This window comes from Enterobacter cloacae complex sp. XAL002 (assembly GCF_049236805.1).
In the GTDB taxonomy this organism is placed as follows: Bacteria; Pseudomonadota; Gammaproteobacteria; order Enterobacterales; family Enterobacteriaceae; genus Enterobacter; species Enterobacter intestinihominis.
This window is the reverse complement of record NZ_JBMKJN010000039.1, coordinates 8,583-21,565: the sequence shown is the minus strand read 5'-3', so window position 1 is coordinate 21,565 and position 12,983 is coordinate 8,583. Positions and strand designations below refer to the sequence as shown.

General features: G+C 50.7%; 21 protein-coding genes. 5 read left to right on the top strand and 16 right to left on the bottom strand.

Annotation, left to right across the window (positions count from 1 at the left end; translation table 11 throughout):
- Positions 1-92: 92 nt before the first annotated feature.
- From def to mscL, 5 genes are all read left to right on the top strand, one after another.
- Positions 93-602 carry a peptide deformylase gene (gene def / locus ACOT0L_RS23005; protein WP_006812188.1) on the top strand — a complete coding sequence of 170 codons (510 nt, stop codon included), beginning with the start codon at positions 93-95 and terminating at the stop codon, positions 600-602.
- A gap of 23 nt (positions 603-625) precedes the next feature.
- The gene (gene fmt / locus ACOT0L_RS23000; protein ID WP_126504331.1) at positions 626-1,573 is read left to right on the top strand and encodes a methionyl-tRNA formyltransferase; all 948 of its coding nucleotides are present in this window, start codon (positions 626-628) and stop codon (positions 1,571-1,573) included.
- Positions 1,574-1,625: 52 nt separating this feature from the next.
- Complete coding sequence (rsmB, locus tag ACOT0L_RS22995; protein ID WP_026080642.1) at positions 1,626-2,912, top strand: 16S rRNA (cytosine(967)-C(5))-methyltransferase RsmB; 1,287 nt, start codon at positions 1,626-1,628, stop codon at positions 2,910-2,912.
- A 22-nt stretch (positions 2,913-2,934) separates the two neighbouring features.
- Positions 2,935-4,311, top strand: coding sequence for a Trk system potassium transporter TrkA (trkA, locus tag ACOT0L_RS22990; protein WP_003863337.1), 1,377 nt, complete (start codon positions 2,935-2,937; stop codon positions 4,309-4,311).
- A gap of 146 nt (positions 4,312-4,457) precedes the next feature.
- Positions 4,458-4,871: a large-conductance mechanosensitive channel protein MscL gene (gene mscL, locus ACOT0L_RS22985; protein ID WP_003863335.1), complete on the top strand. Its 414-nt coding sequence runs from the start codon at positions 4,458-4,460 to the stop codon at positions 4,869-4,871.
- Here mscL and ACOT0L_RS22980 read toward each other — a convergent pair whose 3' ends face one another.
- The 16 genes from ACOT0L_RS22980 to rpsH form a co-directional block, all read right to left on the bottom strand.
- Positions 4,872-5,087, bottom strand: coding sequence for an alternative ribosome-rescue factor A (locus ACOT0L_RS22980; RefSeq protein WP_126504333.1), 216 nt, complete (start codon positions 5,085-5,087; stop codon positions 4,872-4,874).
- Positions 5,088-5,144: 57 nt separating this feature from the next.
- Positions 5,145-5,570, bottom strand: a complete 426-nt coding sequence (zntR, locus tag ACOT0L_RS22975; protein WP_003863328.1) for a Zn(2+)-responsive transcriptional regulator — start codon at positions 5,568-5,570, stop codon at positions 5,145-5,147.
- Between the two features lie 2 nt (positions 5,571-5,572).
- Positions 5,573-5,941, bottom strand: coding sequence for a DUF1992 domain-containing protein (locus tag ACOT0L_RS22970; protein WP_022649586.1), 369 nt, complete (start codon positions 5,939-5,941; stop codon positions 5,573-5,575).
- Positions 5,942-6,048: 107 nt separating this feature from the next.
- Complete coding sequence (gene rplQ / locus ACOT0L_RS22965) at positions 6,049-6,432, bottom strand: 50S ribosomal protein L17 (RefSeq protein ID WP_001216368.1); 384 nt, start codon at positions 6,430-6,432, stop codon at positions 6,049-6,051.
- A gap of 40 nt (positions 6,433-6,472) precedes the next feature.
- Entirely contained in the window at positions 6,473-7,462 is a 990-nt protein-coding gene (locus tag ACOT0L_RS22960) for a DNA-directed RNA polymerase subunit alpha (protein ID WP_002919219.1), read from the bottom strand.
- A gap of 25 nt (positions 7,463-7,487) precedes the next feature.
- Positions 7,488-8,108, bottom strand: a complete 621-nt coding sequence (gene rpsD / locus ACOT0L_RS22955; RefSeq protein WP_003863314.1) for a 30S ribosomal protein S4 — start codon at positions 8,106-8,108, stop codon at positions 7,488-7,490.
- 32 nt (positions 8,109-8,140) lie between these two features.
- Positions 8,141-8,530, bottom strand: coding sequence for a 30S ribosomal protein S11 (gene rpsK, locus ACOT0L_RS22950; RefSeq protein WP_003863312.1), 390 nt, complete (start codon positions 8,528-8,530; stop codon positions 8,141-8,143).
- 16 nt (positions 8,531-8,546) lie between these two features.
- Entirely contained in the window at positions 8,547-8,903 is a 357-nt protein-coding gene (gene rpsM, locus ACOT0L_RS22945; protein WP_003863308.1) for a 30S ribosomal protein S13, read from the bottom strand.
- Positions 8,904-9,049: 146 nt separating this feature from the next.
- Positions 9,050-9,166 (bottom strand): 50S ribosomal protein L36, encoded by a 117-nt coding sequence (gene rpmJ / locus ACOT0L_RS22940; protein WP_000868187.1) that lies wholly within the window; start codon positions 9,164-9,166, stop codon positions 9,050-9,052.
- A gap of 31 nt (positions 9,167-9,197) precedes the next feature.
- Positions 9,198-10,529 carry a preprotein translocase subunit SecY gene (gene secY, locus ACOT0L_RS22935; protein WP_003863305.1) on the bottom strand — a complete coding sequence of 444 codons (1,332 nt, stop codon included), beginning with the start codon at positions 10,527-10,529 and terminating at the stop codon, positions 9,198-9,200.
- Positions 10,530-10,536: 7 nt separating this feature from the next.
- Complete coding sequence (rplO, locus tag ACOT0L_RS22930; protein ID WP_014885468.1) at positions 10,537-10,971, bottom strand: 50S ribosomal protein L15; 435 nt, start codon at positions 10,969-10,971, stop codon at positions 10,537-10,539.
- A gap of 3 nt (positions 10,972-10,974) precedes the next feature.
- A complete protein-coding gene (rpmD, locus tag ACOT0L_RS22925; RefSeq protein WP_003863301.1) occupies positions 10,975-11,154 on the bottom strand; it encodes a 50S ribosomal protein L30 in 180 nt (59 codons plus the stop codon).
- A 6-nt stretch (positions 11,155-11,160) separates the two neighbouring features.
- Complete coding sequence (rpsE, locus tag ACOT0L_RS22920; RefSeq protein WP_003863299.1) at positions 11,161-11,661, bottom strand: 30S ribosomal protein S5; 501 nt, start codon at positions 11,659-11,661, stop codon at positions 11,161-11,163.
- A gap of 14 nt (positions 11,662-11,675) precedes the next feature.
- Positions 11,676-12,029 carry a 50S ribosomal protein L18 gene (gene rplR, locus ACOT0L_RS22915; protein WP_003863297.1) on the bottom strand — a complete coding sequence of 118 codons (354 nt, stop codon included), beginning with the start codon at positions 12,027-12,029 and terminating at the stop codon, positions 11,676-11,678.
- A 9-nt stretch (positions 12,030-12,038) separates the two neighbouring features.
- Positions 12,039-12,572: a 50S ribosomal protein L6 gene (gene rplF / locus ACOT0L_RS22910; protein WP_003863296.1), complete on the bottom strand. Its 534-nt coding sequence runs from the start codon at positions 12,570-12,572 to the stop codon at positions 12,039-12,041.
- 12 nt (positions 12,573-12,584) lie between these two features.
- Positions 12,585-12,977, bottom strand: a complete 393-nt coding sequence (gene rpsH / locus ACOT0L_RS22905) for a 30S ribosomal protein S8 (protein WP_006178918.1) — start codon at positions 12,975-12,977, stop codon at positions 12,585-12,587.
- Between the last annotated feature and the right edge of the window lie 6 nt (positions 12,978-12,983).

Below are 12,983 nucleotides of genomic sequence, written 5' to 3'. Positions count from 1 at the left end.
GCGATTGGTCACTGATGCTGTCAATCGACCGGGGATTTGTCTAGAATAGAAGTAATATTCTTATCAACTCCTGAACACGACTCTGGAAATTTATGGCAGTTTTGCAAGTGTTACATATTCCTGACGAGCGCCTTCGCATCGTCGCGGAACCGGTTAAAGAAGTGAATGCAGAAATTCAGCGTATCGTCGATGATATGTTCGATACCATGTACGCTGAAGAAGGCATTGGCCTTGCCGCGACCCAGGTAGACATTCACAAACGTATTATTGTGATCGACGTTTCTGAAAATCGTGATGAGCGCCTGGTGCTGATCAACCCTGAGCTGCTGGAAAAAAGCGGCGAAACAGGTATTGAGGAAGGCTGTCTGTCTATCCCTGAACAGCGCGCTTTGGTGCCACGTGCCGAAAAAGTTAAAATCCGCGCACTGGATCGTGACGGCAATCCGTTTGAGCTGGAAGCCGACGATCTGCTGGCAATTTGCATTCAGCATGAGATGGATCACCTGGTCGGTAAACTGTTTATCGATTACCTCTCACCTCTGAAGCAACAGCGTATTCGTCAGAAAGTTGAGAAACTGGATCGTTTGCGTTCTCGCGCTTAACGCCCCCGGATACAAGGAATAACGTGTCTACATCACTACGTATAATCTTCGCGGGTACCCCTGATTTTGCAGCGCGTCATCTCGACGCGCTGTTAAAGTCTGGCCATCAGATTGTTGGCGTATTTACTCAGCCGGACCGTCCGGCTGGCCGCGGTAAAAAACTGATGCCTGGCCCGGTTAAGGTACTGGCAGAAACACATGGTTTACCGGTTTTCCAGCCTGCGTCATTACGACCTGAGGAAAACCAGAAGTTAGTGGCAGACCTGAACGCGGACGTGATGGTAGTTGTGGCTTACGGCCTCATTCTGCCGAAAGCGGTACTTGATATGCCCCGCCTGGGCTGTGTGAACGTTCATGGTTCTTTGCTCCCACGCTGGCGTGGTGCAGCTCCTATTCAGCGTGCTCTGTGGGCAGGCGATGCTGAAACTGGCGTGACAATCATGAAGATGGACGTAGGTTTAGACACGGGCGACATGCTGTATAAACTGGCGTGTCCCATCACCGCAGAAGATACCAGCGCCACGCTGTATGACAAGCTGGCGGATCTCGGCCCGCAGGGGCTGATTGAGACGCTGCAACAGCTTGCTGACAATACAGTGACGCCTGAAGTGCAGGATGAGGCCCAGGTGACCTATGCTGAGAAACTGAGTAAAGAAGAAGCCCGTATCGACTGGTCCCTGTCAGCAGCTCAACTCGAACGCTGCATCCGCGCCTTCAATCCATGGCCGATGAGCTGGTTGATGATTGATGAGCAGCCAGTGAAAGTCTGGAAAGCTTCAGTTATTAACGGCAATGCATCGGCAGAGCCCGGTACGATTATCGACGCCAGCAAAAACGGTATCCAGGTTGCGACCGGAGAAGGGGTACTGAATCTTGAATCGCTGCAACCGGCCGGTAAAAAGGCAATGAGCGCGCAGGATCTATTAAATTCTCGTCGTGAATGGTTCATCCCTGGCAATCGCCTTGCCTGAACAAATTTATTCTTAAGGCCCGGTGTTTCCGGGCATTTTTATTTTTACGGTTATGAAAAGACAAAATCTACGCACTATGGCGGCTCAGGCCGTTGAGCAGGTTATCGAGCAGGGCCAGTCACTGAGTAATGTCCTGCCTCCACTGCAACAAAAGGTTTCCGATAAAGACAAAGCCCTGCTTCAGGAGCTGTGCTTTGGCGTGTTGCGCACCCTCTCTCAGCTTGAGTGGTTGATTAACAAGCTGATGTCACGCCCGATGAGCGGCAAGCAGCGTACCGTGCATTATTTGATCATGGTCGGTTTCTACCAGCTTCTTCATACCCGCATTCCACCTCATGCTGCGCTGGCCGAGACAGTGGAGGGTGCCGTTGCGATTAAACGTCCTCAGCTAAAAGGATTGATCAACGGCGTGCTGCGTCAGTTCCAGCGTCAGCAGGACGAACTGCTGGCAGAATTTGCGCAAAGCGAAGCGCGTTTCCTTCACCCTGAATGGCTGCTGAATCGCCTTAAAAAAGCCTACCCACAGCAATGGCAAGACATTGTGGATGCCAATAATCAACGTCCGCCGATGTGGTTACGCGTCAATCGTAACCATCATACACGCGACGCATGGCTGGCCCTGCTGGAAGAGGCCGGAATGAGCGGCTTCACACACGCTGCTTATCCTGATGCGGTTCGTTTAGCCTCCCCTGCACCGGTACATGCATTACCCGGTTTTGAAGAGGGCTGGGTAACGGTACAGGACGCATCTGCTCAGGGCTGCATGACCTGGCTTGAGCCGAAAGACGGGGAGCAGATCCTCGATCTCTGTGCAGCGCCAGGGGGGAAAACAACGCACATCCTGGAAGTGGCGCCGCAGGCCAGCGTGATGGCCGTGGATGTTGATGAGCAGCGCCTTTCACGCGTCTATGACAACCTTAAGCGTCTGGGTATGAAAGCACAGGTTAAGCAAGGCGATGGACGCAAACCCGCTGACTGGTGTGGTGATACCCGGTTCGATCGCATTTTGCTGGACGCCCCCTGCTCAGCAACCGGCGTGATTCGTCGTCATCCCGATATCAAATGGCTGCGTCGCGATCGTGATATCAAGGAGCTTGCCCAGTTGCAATCCGAAATTCTGGATGCCATCTGGCCGCATCTCAAACCCGGCGGAACCCTGGTGTATGCAACCTGCTCTGTTCTCCCGGAAGAGAACAGTCAGCAAATTGCGGCTTTCCTGAAACGCACCCCGGACGCTACGCTGCACGATACGGGAACGCCTGAGCACCCGGGTCTGCAAAACCTGCCGGGCGCAGAAGAGGGTGATGGCTTCTTTTACGCTAAGCTAATCAAAGAGTGATGTTGAGAACAGGTCACGAAAGATGAAAATTATCATTCTGGGCGCAGGGCAAGTTGGCGGAACGCTGGCGGAAAATCTCGTGGGTGAAAACAACGATATCACCATTGTGGATACCAATGGCGATCGCCTGCGCGTTTTGCAGGACAAGTTCGACCTCCGCGTTGTTCAGGGGCACGGCTCTCATCCACGTGTGCTTCGGGAAGCGGGCGCGGACGATGCCGACATGCTGGTTGCAGTAACCAGTTCTGATGAAACCAACATGGTTGCATGTCAGGTGGCCTACTCGCTTTTCAACACCCCAAACCGCATCGCCCGCATTCGCTCCCCGGACTATGTCCGGGATGCGGAAAAGCTGTTTAATTCCGAAGCAGTACCTATCGACCATCTTATTGCGCCTGAACAGCTGGTTATCGACAGTATTTATCGTCTGATTGAGTACCCGGGCGCGTTGCAGGTTGTGAACTTTGCTGAAGGGAAAGTAAGCCTGGCGGTCGTGAAGGCTTATTACGGGGGCCCGCTGATAGGTAATGCCCTGTCGACAATGCGCGAGCATATGCCACATATCGATACGCGTGTTGCGGCGATTTTCCGTCACGACAGACCTATTCGTCCGCAAGGTTCCACCATTGTAGAAGCCGGGGATGAAGTCTTCTTTATTGCGGCTTCTCAGCATATCCGTGCGGTGATGAGTGAACTACAGCGTCTCGAAAAACCGTATAAACGTATTATGCTGGTTGGCGGCGGTAATATTGGCGCAGGTCTGGCGAGACGGCTGGAAAAAGACTACAGCGTGAAGCTGATCGAACGGGATCAACAACGCGCGTCAGAGCTGGCTGAAAAACTTCAGAATACCATCGTGTTTTATGGCGATGCTTCGGATCAGGAATTGCTGGCCGAAGAGCATATCGATCAGGTTGATCTTTTTATTGCCGTCACCAACGACGACGAAGCGAATATTATGTCCGCCATGCTCGCTAAACGTATGGGGGCGAAAAAAGTTATGGTGCTTATCCAGCGTAAGGCTTATGTCGATCTGGTACAGGGTAGCGTAATTGATATTGCTATTTCACCCCAGCAAGCCACCATCTCTGCCCTGCTAAGCCATGTGCGTAAAGCGGATATTGTCGGCGTGTCATCTCTTCGTCGTGGTGTTGCTGAAGCCATTGAAGCCGTCGCTCACGGGGATGAAACGACGTCACGCGTTGTTGGTCGCGCAATCGATGAAATTAAACTTCCACCAGGCACCATTATCGGCGCAGTAGTGCGAGGTAATGATGTGATGATCGCCAATGATAATTTACGTATTGAGCAGGGTGACCACGTTATTATGTTCCTGACCGATAAAAAATTTATTACCGACGTCGAGCGTTTATTCCAGCCAAGCCCGTTCTTCCTGTAATGATTTGGGTGCTCAGACGAGGGCACCCAAATATTAACCTTCTAATTTTCATGCCTTTTATTTTTCATAACGATTATTTATCCCCAATGGCAATTAGCTAATCATTTGTTAAACTTATAGGCGTCAGCTGGCACAAGGAGAACATAATGAGTTTTATTAAAGAATTTCGCGAATTTGCGATGCGCGGGAATGTGGTGGATTTGGCTGTGGGTGTCATTATTGGTGCGGCGTTCGGTAAGATCGTTTCATCATTAGTCGCCGACATTATTATGCCGCCGTTAGGACTGTTGATTGGAGGCATTGATTTCAAACAATTCGCCTTCACCCTTCGGGAAGCTCAGGGCGATATCCCTGCGGTTGTAATGCACTACGGCGTATTCATTCAGAACGTATTTGATTTCGTGATCGTGGCATTTGCCATTTTCATGGCGATCAAACTTATCAACAGACTTAACCGTAAAAAAGAAGAACCGGCTGCTGCCCCGCCAGCACCAACTAAAGAAGAAGTCTTACTGACTGAAATTCGCGATCTGTTAAAAGAGCAGAATAACCGCGTTTAATCAGGCGAGAGAAACAGAAAGGCCAGTGGTAAAAAAGCGATTAGCTTGCTTGCCACTGGCCTCCCAGTTACCACGTTGTACATGTTTACCTTTACGCAAATAACTCCCTTTTCCCTTCTTGTTCTTCTCAACACGCTGTCTAAAAAGCGGGTCGTGAAGCAATGCCTCAATGGCGTTATCCTTAATTTGTCCCTTAGTATGCTGATAGCGGCTCATCATTTCTCCTGAGCATAGTTAATATCGGCGGGAGTCTAGTCCGTGGCTGATAAAAAATCAACAACCCTGAGTTTCACTACTGGCGCCCTGTTCAAGGGCTTCCAGTATTGAGCAATAAACACTGCTGTGAGCAGTACCGCAGCACGCGTCATTCAGCCTTTGTAGAGATCGTTGCATGGCCTGCAGCTCCTGAATTCGTCCTTCAACTTCATCCAGCCGGGCCTGAACGATGCTTTTAGATTCCTGACACGTATGATGTTCAGGATCGATACGGATCGACAGCAGTTCACGGATCGACTCCAGCGTGAAGCCGAGTTGCCGGGCATAGCGGATAAAACGAAGGCGTTGCAGGTCGTTATCCGTATAAAGGCGAAATCCACCTTCTGTTCTGACCTCATGATCGATCATCTGCTGCTTTTCGTAGTAGCGGATAGTATCCGGCGTTACGTTAGCAAGCTTCGCAAGTTCACCTATGCGGTACATGGCTACTCCTCGTTTATTTTTTGCATTAACCTTTCACTGTACTCACCATGCAAAAAGTCAGTATTCATTCCCGTCTGGCGCAGTTTTATTTCGATGAGCGCTAATCGACGGCTGATTTCGGAGTACCGCGGGTCATTCTTATGAATGCCTTTAAGCAGATCGGCAAGCTCGACGGCTTCATTGCGTTGCTGAAGTTCAGGGGGTAAACAACCTGCGTTTTTCAGTAAGCGATAACCGGCTCGTAATTCAGGGGGAATGTGTGAATCATCGTCCAGCACCAGTGGCTCACCGCTACCGGGGAGATTTTCAAACTCGCCTTTGTTTTGGGCATCGCTAATATGGCGTTCAGCCCACTGATCGAGCAACCACATAATGAACTCCAGGGGATGAGCAGAAAAGATACAGACATTGTAGATAAGTGGAGATTCTGCGCATATAAAAAAACCCGCCGAGGCGGGTTTTTTTACGTTACTACAGATTACTCTGCAGCAGCTTCTGCTTTCTCTGAACGATCAACCAGCTCGATGTATGCCATCGGCGCATTGTCGCCTGCACGGAAGCCACACTTCAGAATGCGAGTGTAACCACCGGCACGGCTCGCGAAACGCGGGCCCAGTTCGTTAAACAGTTTTGCCACGATCTCATTATCACGAGTACGGGCGAATGCCAGACGACGATTAGCAACGCTGTCAGTCTTGGCAAGAGTAATCAGCGGCTCAACTACGCGACGCAGCTCTTTCGCTTTAGGCAGGGTCGTCTTGATGATTTCATGACGAACCAGTGAACCTGCCATGTTGCGGAACATAGCCTGGCGATGGCTGCTGTTGCGGTTCAGTTGACGACCACTCTTACGATGGCGCATGACCTTATCCTTCTCAGTAAAACCTTAACCTGTGATCCGGTTACTCGTCAGCAATGCTTGCCGGTGGCCAGTTTTCCAGGCGCATGCCCAGAGACAGACCACGTGAAGCCAGCACGTCTTTAATCTCGGTAAGAGATTTTTTACCCAGGTTCGGCGTTTTCAGCAACTCAACCTCGGTACGCTGTACCAGATCACCGATATAGTGGATAGCTTCTGCCTTGAGGCAGTTAGCAGAGCGGACAGTCAATTCCAGATCGTCAACAGGGCGCAGCAGGATCGGATCGAATTCTGGTTTCTCTTCTTTCACTTCCGGCTGACGTACATCACGTAAGTCAACGAAAGCTTCCAGTTGTTCTGCCAGGATGGTTGCCGCACGACGAATCGCCTCTTCAGGATCGATTGTGCCATTGGTTTCCATTTCGATGACCAGCTTGTCCAGGTCGGTACGCTGTTCTACACGCGCTGCTTCAACATTGTAGGCAATACGCTCTACAGGGCTGTAGCATGCGTCGACCAGCAGACGGCCGATTGGGCGCTCATCTTCTTCCGAATGAATTCGGGCAGAAGCCGGCACATAACCACGACCGCGCTGAACTTTGATACGCATGCTAATAGCTGCGTTCTCATCGGTCAGGTGGCAGATCACGTGCTGCGGCTTGACGATTTCAACATCACCGTCGTGGGTGATGTCGGCTGCAGTCACAGGGCCAATGCCAGATTTATTCAGAGTAAGAATAACTTCATCTTTACCCTGAACTCTCACCGCCAGCCCTTTCAGGTTGAGCAGGATTTCAAGGATATCTTCCTGAACGCCTTCTTTGGTGCTGTACTCATGAAGTACACCATCAATCTCAACCTCGGTCACCGCGCAACCCGGCATCGATGAGAGCAGAATACGGCGCAGTGCGTTACCCAGAGTATGGCCAAAGCCACGCTCTAAAGGCTCAAGGGTCACCTTGGCGTGCGTCGAACTCACTTGCTCGATATCTACCAGGCGCGGTTTTAGAAACTCTGTCACAGAACCCTGCATTGTGTCCTCTCTTTGGTACTAAGCTTTACTTGGAGTAAAGCTCGACGATCAGGTGTTCGTTAATGTCCGCAGACAGATCAGAACGCTCAGGCTGACGCTTGAACGTACCTTCCATCTTGCCAGCATCAACTTCCAGCCAGGTTGGCTTTTCACGCTGCTCAGCCAGCTCCAGAGCGGCTTTCACGCGAGATTGCTTTTTCGCTTTCTCACGAATGCTAACAACGTCATTCGCTTTAACCTGATAAGAAGCGATGTTAACAACACGACCGTTTACCATGATTGCTTTATGGCTAACCAACTGGCGTGATTCAGCACGAGTCGCGCCGAAGCCCATACGGTATACAACGTTGTCCAGACGACCTTCCAGCAGAGCCAGCAGGTTTTCACCTGTGTTGCCTTTCAGACGTGCTGCTTCTTTATAGTAGTTACGGAACTGACGCTCCAGCACACCGTAGATACGGCGAACTTTTTGCTTTTCACGCAACTGCACACCATAGTCAGACAGACGCGGTTTACGCGCACCGTGCTGGCCAGGAGCTTGTTCAATTTTACACTTGGTATCGATCGCGCGAACGCCAGACTTAAGGAATAAGTCGGTGCCCTCACGACGGCTCAGCTTGAGCTTAGGACCCAAATATCTTGCCATTTTCTATCTCCAACTAACCTAAAAAACGAGCGTTATACGCGACGTTTTTTCGGCGGACGACAACCGTTATGAGGGATCGGAGTCACATCAGTAATATTCGTGATGCGGAAACCAGCGGCGTTCAGAGCGCGAACAGTAGATTCACGACCCGGACCCGGACCTTTAACCATAACTTCCAGATTCTTGATGCCGTATTCTTTTACGGCTTCAGCGCAACGCTCTGCTGCAACCTGAGCTGCGAACGGAGTGGATTTGCGAGAACCACGGAAACCGGAACCACCGGCTGTTGCCCAACCCAATGCGTTACCCTGACGATCAGTAATAGTAACGATGGTGTTGTTGAAAGAAGCATGGATATGAGCCACGCCGTCAGAGACTTGTTTTCTTACACGTTTACGTGCACGAACTGGTGCCTTTGCCATTATTCAATCACCCCGATTATTTCTTGATCGGTTTGCGCGGACCCTTACGGGTACGTGCGTTGGTCTTAGTACGCTGACCGCGCACTGGCAGACCACGACGATGACGCAAACCGCGATAGCAACCAAGATCCATCAGGCGCTTGATGCTCATGCTGATTTCACGGCGCAGATCACCTTCAACGACAAATTTGGCAACTTCGTCACGCAGCGTGTCGATTTGTTCTTCAGACAGCTCACTGATCTTAACATCTTCAGCGATACCCGCTGCAGCCAGAATGGCTTTGGAACGGGTCTTGCCGACGCCGTAGATCGAAGTTAATGCGATCACAGCATGTTTCTGATCAGGAATGTTAATGCCTGCTATACGGGCCACTATGCACTCCTACTATTTAATATGTACGCACCATGCTGAAAAGCCCGTTTTCAGGATACTCAAATGGAAACGTACAGACATACAAAAGATTGGCTGGCTAATCTAGCCAGCTCAACCCAACTTTGCAAGAAAAATATGCGAAATAATCAGCCTTGGCGCTGTTTATGCTTCGGCTCGGCACTGCAAATCACACGGATGACACCATCACGCTTAACGATTTTGCAGTTACGGCATAATTTCTTGACGGAAGCACGAACTTTCATTTTTACTCTCCGTAACTTCTCAGGCGACCATTTAGCGGCCGTAGCCTTTCAGGTTCGCCTTCTTCAATGCAGACTCATACTGACTGGACATCATCAGAGTTTGCACTTGAGCCATAAAGTCCATAATCACGACAACAACGATAAGCAGTGAGGTCCCACCGAAGTAGAACGGTACTTTCATTGCATCACGCATGAACTCCGGGATCAGGCAGATAAAAGTAATATAAAGCGCACCAACCAAAGTCAGGCGAGTCATTACTTTATCGATATACTTCGCCGTTTGCTCTCCCGGACGAATTCCTGGTACAAATGCACCGGACTTCTTCAGGTTATCTGCTGTTTCACGCGGGTTGAAGACCAACGCCGTGTAGAAGAAACAGAAGAAGATGATCGCAGACGCATAGAGTAACACATAAAGTGGTTGCCCAGGCTGCAAATACAGCGAAATTGTTGTCAGCCAGTTCCAACCAGTACCGCCCCCGAACCATGACGCGATGGTTGCCGGGAACAGAATAATACTGGAAGCGAAGATAGCCGGGATAACCCCCGCCATATTCACTTTCAGCGGTAAATGTGTGCTCTGTGCAGCATAGACACGACGACCCTGCTGACGTTTAGCGTAGTTCACCACAATGCGGCGTTGACCACGTTCAACGAAGACAACAAAGAACGTCACTGCAAATACTAATACTGCAACCAACAGCAACAGGAGGAAGTGCAGGTCGCCTTGACGCGCTTGCTCGATAGTATGGGCGATGGCCGGCGGGAGACCCGCAACGATACCGGCGAAGATAATGATTGAGATACCGTTACCGATACCTCGTTCAGTAATCTGTTCGCCGAGCCACATCAGGAACATGGTCCCTGTGACCAGACTTACAACAGCGGTGAAATAGAATGCAAAGCCTGGGTTTAATACCAGGCCCTGCATACCAGGCATATTCGGAAGACCGGTAGCAATACCGATCGACTGGAATATTGCCAGCACCAGAGTGCCGTAACGGGTGTACTGGCTAATCTTACGACGTCCAGACTCCCCTTCTTTCTTCAACTCTGCCAGGGCCGGATGAACGACCGTCAGCAGCTGGATAATAATCGATGCCGAAATGTACGGCATAATACCCAGTGCGAAAATAGAAGCACGGCTGAGAGCACCACCAGAGAACATGTTGAACATTTCAATGATGGTGCCTCGCTGTTGCTCAAGCAGTTTGGCAAGTACAGCGGCATCAATACCAGGGATCGGAATAAAAGAGCCAATACGGAACACAATCAGCGCGCCGATTACAAACAGCAGTCTGCGTTTCAGCTCGCCAAATCCACCTTTGGCACTTTGAAAATCTAATCCCGGTTGCTTAGCCATCTGCTACTTATTCCTCAATTTTACCGCCAGCAGCTTCGATAGCAGCACGAGCACCTTTAGTAACACGCAGGCCACGAACAGTTACCGGAGTAGAAACTTCACCAGACAGGATCACTTTCGCGAACTCGATCTGGATGCCGATAATGTTAGCCGCTTTCAGCGTATTCAGGTCTACAACGCCGCCTTCAACTTTCGCCAGGTCAGACAGACGGATTTCCGCTGTAATCGCTGCTTTGCGAGAGGTGAAGCCGAACTTCGGCAGACGACGGTACAGTGGCATCTGGCCACCCTCGAAACCGCGACGTACGCCACCGCCAGAACGAGAGTTCTGACCTTTGTGACCACGACCACCGGTTTTGCCGAGGCCAGAACCGATACCACGACCCAGGCGTTTACCCGCCTTTTTAGAGCCTTCGGCCGGAGACAGAGTATTTAAACGCATCTCTTACTCCTCAACTTTAACCATGAAGTAAACCGCGTTGACCATACCACGAACAGCAGGAGTATCCTCGCGCTCAACGGTATGACCAATACGACGCAGACCCAGGCCAAGCAGCGTTGCCTTGTGTTTCGGCAGACGACCGATTGCACTGCGGGTTTGAGTGATTTTAATAGTCTTTGCCATGGTCAATTACCCCAGAATTTCTTCAACGGATTTACCACGCTTGGCAGCGACCATTTCTGGAGAATTCATATTTTCCAGGCCATCAATAGTTGCACGAACCACGTTGATCGGGTTGGTGGAACCATATGCTTTAGCCAGAACGTTATGAACTCCAGCAACTTCCAGAACGGCGCGCATTGCACCACCGGCGATGATACCGGTACCTTCGGAAGCTGGCTGCATGAATACACGAGAACCCGTGTGAACACCTTTAACTGGGTGTTGCAGGGTACCGTTGTTCAGCGCGACGTTAATCATATTGCGACGGGCTTTTTCCATCGCTTTCTGGATCGCTGCTGGAACTTCACGCGCTTTACCGTAACCAAAACCAACGCGACCGTTACCATCACCCACTACAGTCAGAGCTGTGAAGGAGAAAATACGACCACCTTTAACGGTTTTAGATACGCGGTTTACCGCGATCAGCTTTTCCTGCAGTTCGCCAGCCTGTTTTTCGATGTGAGCCATCTTACACCTCTACCTTAGAACTGAAGGCCAGCTTCACGGGCAGCATCTGCCAGTGCCTGGACACGACCATGATATTGGAACCCGGAACGGTCAAAGGAAACATTGCTGATGCCTTTTTCCAGAGCGCGTTCTGCAACAGCTTTACCTACAGCTGCAGCGGCGTCTTTGTTACCGGTATACTTCAATTGTTCTGAGATAGCTTTTTCTACAGTAGAAGCAGCTACCAGAACTTCAGAACCGTTCGGTGCAATTACCTGTGCGTAAATATGACGCGGGGTACGATGTACCACCAGGCGAGTTGCACCCAGCTCTTTGAGCTTGCGGCGTGCGCGGGTCGCACGACGGATACGAGCAGATTTCTTATCCATAGTGTTACCTTACTTCTTCTTAGCCTCTTTGGTACGCACGACTTCGTCGGCGTAACGAACACCCTTGCCTTTATAAGGCTCAGGACGACGGTAGGCGCGCAGATCTGCTGCAACCTGACCGATCAGCTGTTTATCAGCGCCTTTCAGCACGATTTCAGTCTGAGTCGGGCATTCTGCAGTGATTCCGGCCGGCAGCGGATGCTCAACAGGGTGTGAGAAGCCCAGAGACAGGCCTACTGCATTCCCTTTGATAGCTGCACGATAACCTACACCAACCAGCTGAAGCTTTTTAGTGAAGCCTTCGGTAACACCAACAACCATTGAGTTCAGCAGGGCACGCGCGGTACCAGCCTGAGCCCATCCATCCACGAAACCATCACGTGGACCGAAGGTCAGAGCGTTATCTGCATGTTTAACTTCAACAGCTTTGTTGAGGGTACGAGTCAGCTCGCCGTTTTTACCTTTGATCGTAATAACCTGACCGTCGATTTTGACATCAACGCCGGCAGGAATAACGACCGGTGCTTTAGCAACACGAGACATTCTTTCCTCCGATTAGGCTACGTAGCAGATAATTTCGCCACCAAGACCAGCCTGGCGCGCTGCACGATCAGTCATAACACCTTTAGAGGTAGAAACAACTGCGATACCAAGACCAGCCATTACTTTTGGCAGCTCATCTTTTTTCTTATAGATGCGCAGGCCTGGGCGGCTGACACGCTGAATGCTTTCTACAACAGCTTTACCCTGGAAATACTTGAGAGTAAGTTCCAGTTCCGGCTTGGTGTCGCCTTCAACTTTAAAATCTTCGATAAAACCTTCTTCCTTCAGCACGTTGGCAATTGCCACTTTCAGCTTGGCGGAAGGCATGGTGACCGCAACTTTGTTCGCGGCCTGACCGTTACGGATACGGGTCAGCATATCCGCGATCGGATCTTGCATGCTCATCTGTCT

What these genes read in the sequence shown, in the direction of transcription:
- def (WP_006812188.1), top strand. Translation starts at nt 93, where the DNA reads ATGGCAGTTTTGCAAGTGTTACATATTCCTGACGAGCGCCTTCGCATC.
- rsmB (WP_026080642.1), top strand. Translation starts at nt 1,626, where the DNA reads ATGAAAAGACAAAATCTACGCACTATGGCGGCTCAGGCCGTTGAGCAG.
- trkA (WP_003863337.1), top strand. Translation starts at nt 2,935, where the DNA reads ATGAAAATTATCATTCTGGGCGCAGGGCAAGTTGGCGGAACGCTGGCG.
- mscL (WP_003863335.1), top strand. Translation starts at nt 4,458, where the DNA reads ATGAGTTTTATTAAAGAATTTCGCGAATTTGCGATGCGCGGGAATGTG.
- ACOT0L_RS22980 (WP_126504333.1), bottom strand. Translation starts at nt 5,087, where the DNA reads ATGAGCCGCTATCAGCATACTAAGGGACAAATTAAGGATAACGCCATT.
- zntR (WP_003863328.1), bottom strand. Translation starts at nt 5,570, where the DNA reads ATGTACCGCATAGGTGAACTTGCGAAGCTTGCTAACGTAACGCCGGAT.
- ACOT0L_RS22970 (WP_022649586.1), bottom strand. Translation starts at nt 5,941, where the DNA reads ATGTGGTTGCTCGATCAGTGGGCTGAACGCCATATTAGCGATGCCCAA.
- rplQ (WP_001216368.1), bottom strand. Translation starts at nt 6,432, where the DNA reads ATGCGCCATCGTAAGAGTGGTCGTCAACTGAACCGCAACAGCAGCCAT.
- ACOT0L_RS22960 (WP_002919219.1), bottom strand. Translation starts at nt 7,462, where the DNA reads ATGCAGGGTTCTGTGACAGAGTTTCTAAAACCGCGCCTGGTAGATATC.
- rpsD (WP_003863314.1), bottom strand. Translation starts at nt 8,108, where the DNA reads ATGGCAAGATATTTGGGTCCTAAGCTCAAGCTGAGCCGTCGTGAGGGC.
- rpsK (WP_003863312.1), bottom strand. Translation starts at nt 8,530, where the DNA reads ATGGCAAAGGCACCAGTTCGTGCACGTAAACGTGTAAGAAAACAAGTC.
- rpmJ (WP_000868187.1), bottom strand. Translation starts at nt 9,166, where the DNA reads ATGAAAGTTCGTGCTTCCGTCAAGAAATTATGCCGTAACTGCAAAATC.
- secY (WP_003863305.1), bottom strand. Translation starts at nt 10,529, where the DNA reads ATGGCTAAGCAACCGGGATTAGATTTTCAAAGTGCCAAAGGTGGATTT.
- rplO (WP_014885468.1), bottom strand. Translation starts at nt 10,971, where the DNA reads ATGCGTTTAAATACTCTGTCTCCGGCCGAAGGCTCTAAAAAGGCGGGT.
- rpmD (WP_003863301.1), bottom strand. Translation starts at nt 11,154, where the DNA reads ATGGCAAAGACTATTAAAATCACTCAAACCCGCAGTGCAATCGGTCGT.
- rpsE (WP_003863299.1), bottom strand. Translation starts at nt 11,661, where the DNA reads ATGGCTCACATCGAAAAACAGGCTGGCGAACTGCAGGAAAAGCTGATC.
- rplR (WP_003863297.1), bottom strand. Translation starts at nt 12,029, where the DNA reads ATGGATAAGAAATCTGCTCGTATCCGTCGTGCGACCCGCGCACGCCGC.
- rplF (WP_003863296.1), bottom strand. Translation starts at nt 12,572, where the DNA reads ATGTCTCGTGTTGCTAAAGCACCGGTCGTTATTCCTGCCGGCGTTGAT.
- rpsH (WP_006178918.1), bottom strand. Translation starts at nt 12,977, where the DNA reads ATGAGCATGCAAGATCCGATCGCGGATATGCTGACCCGTATCCGTAAC.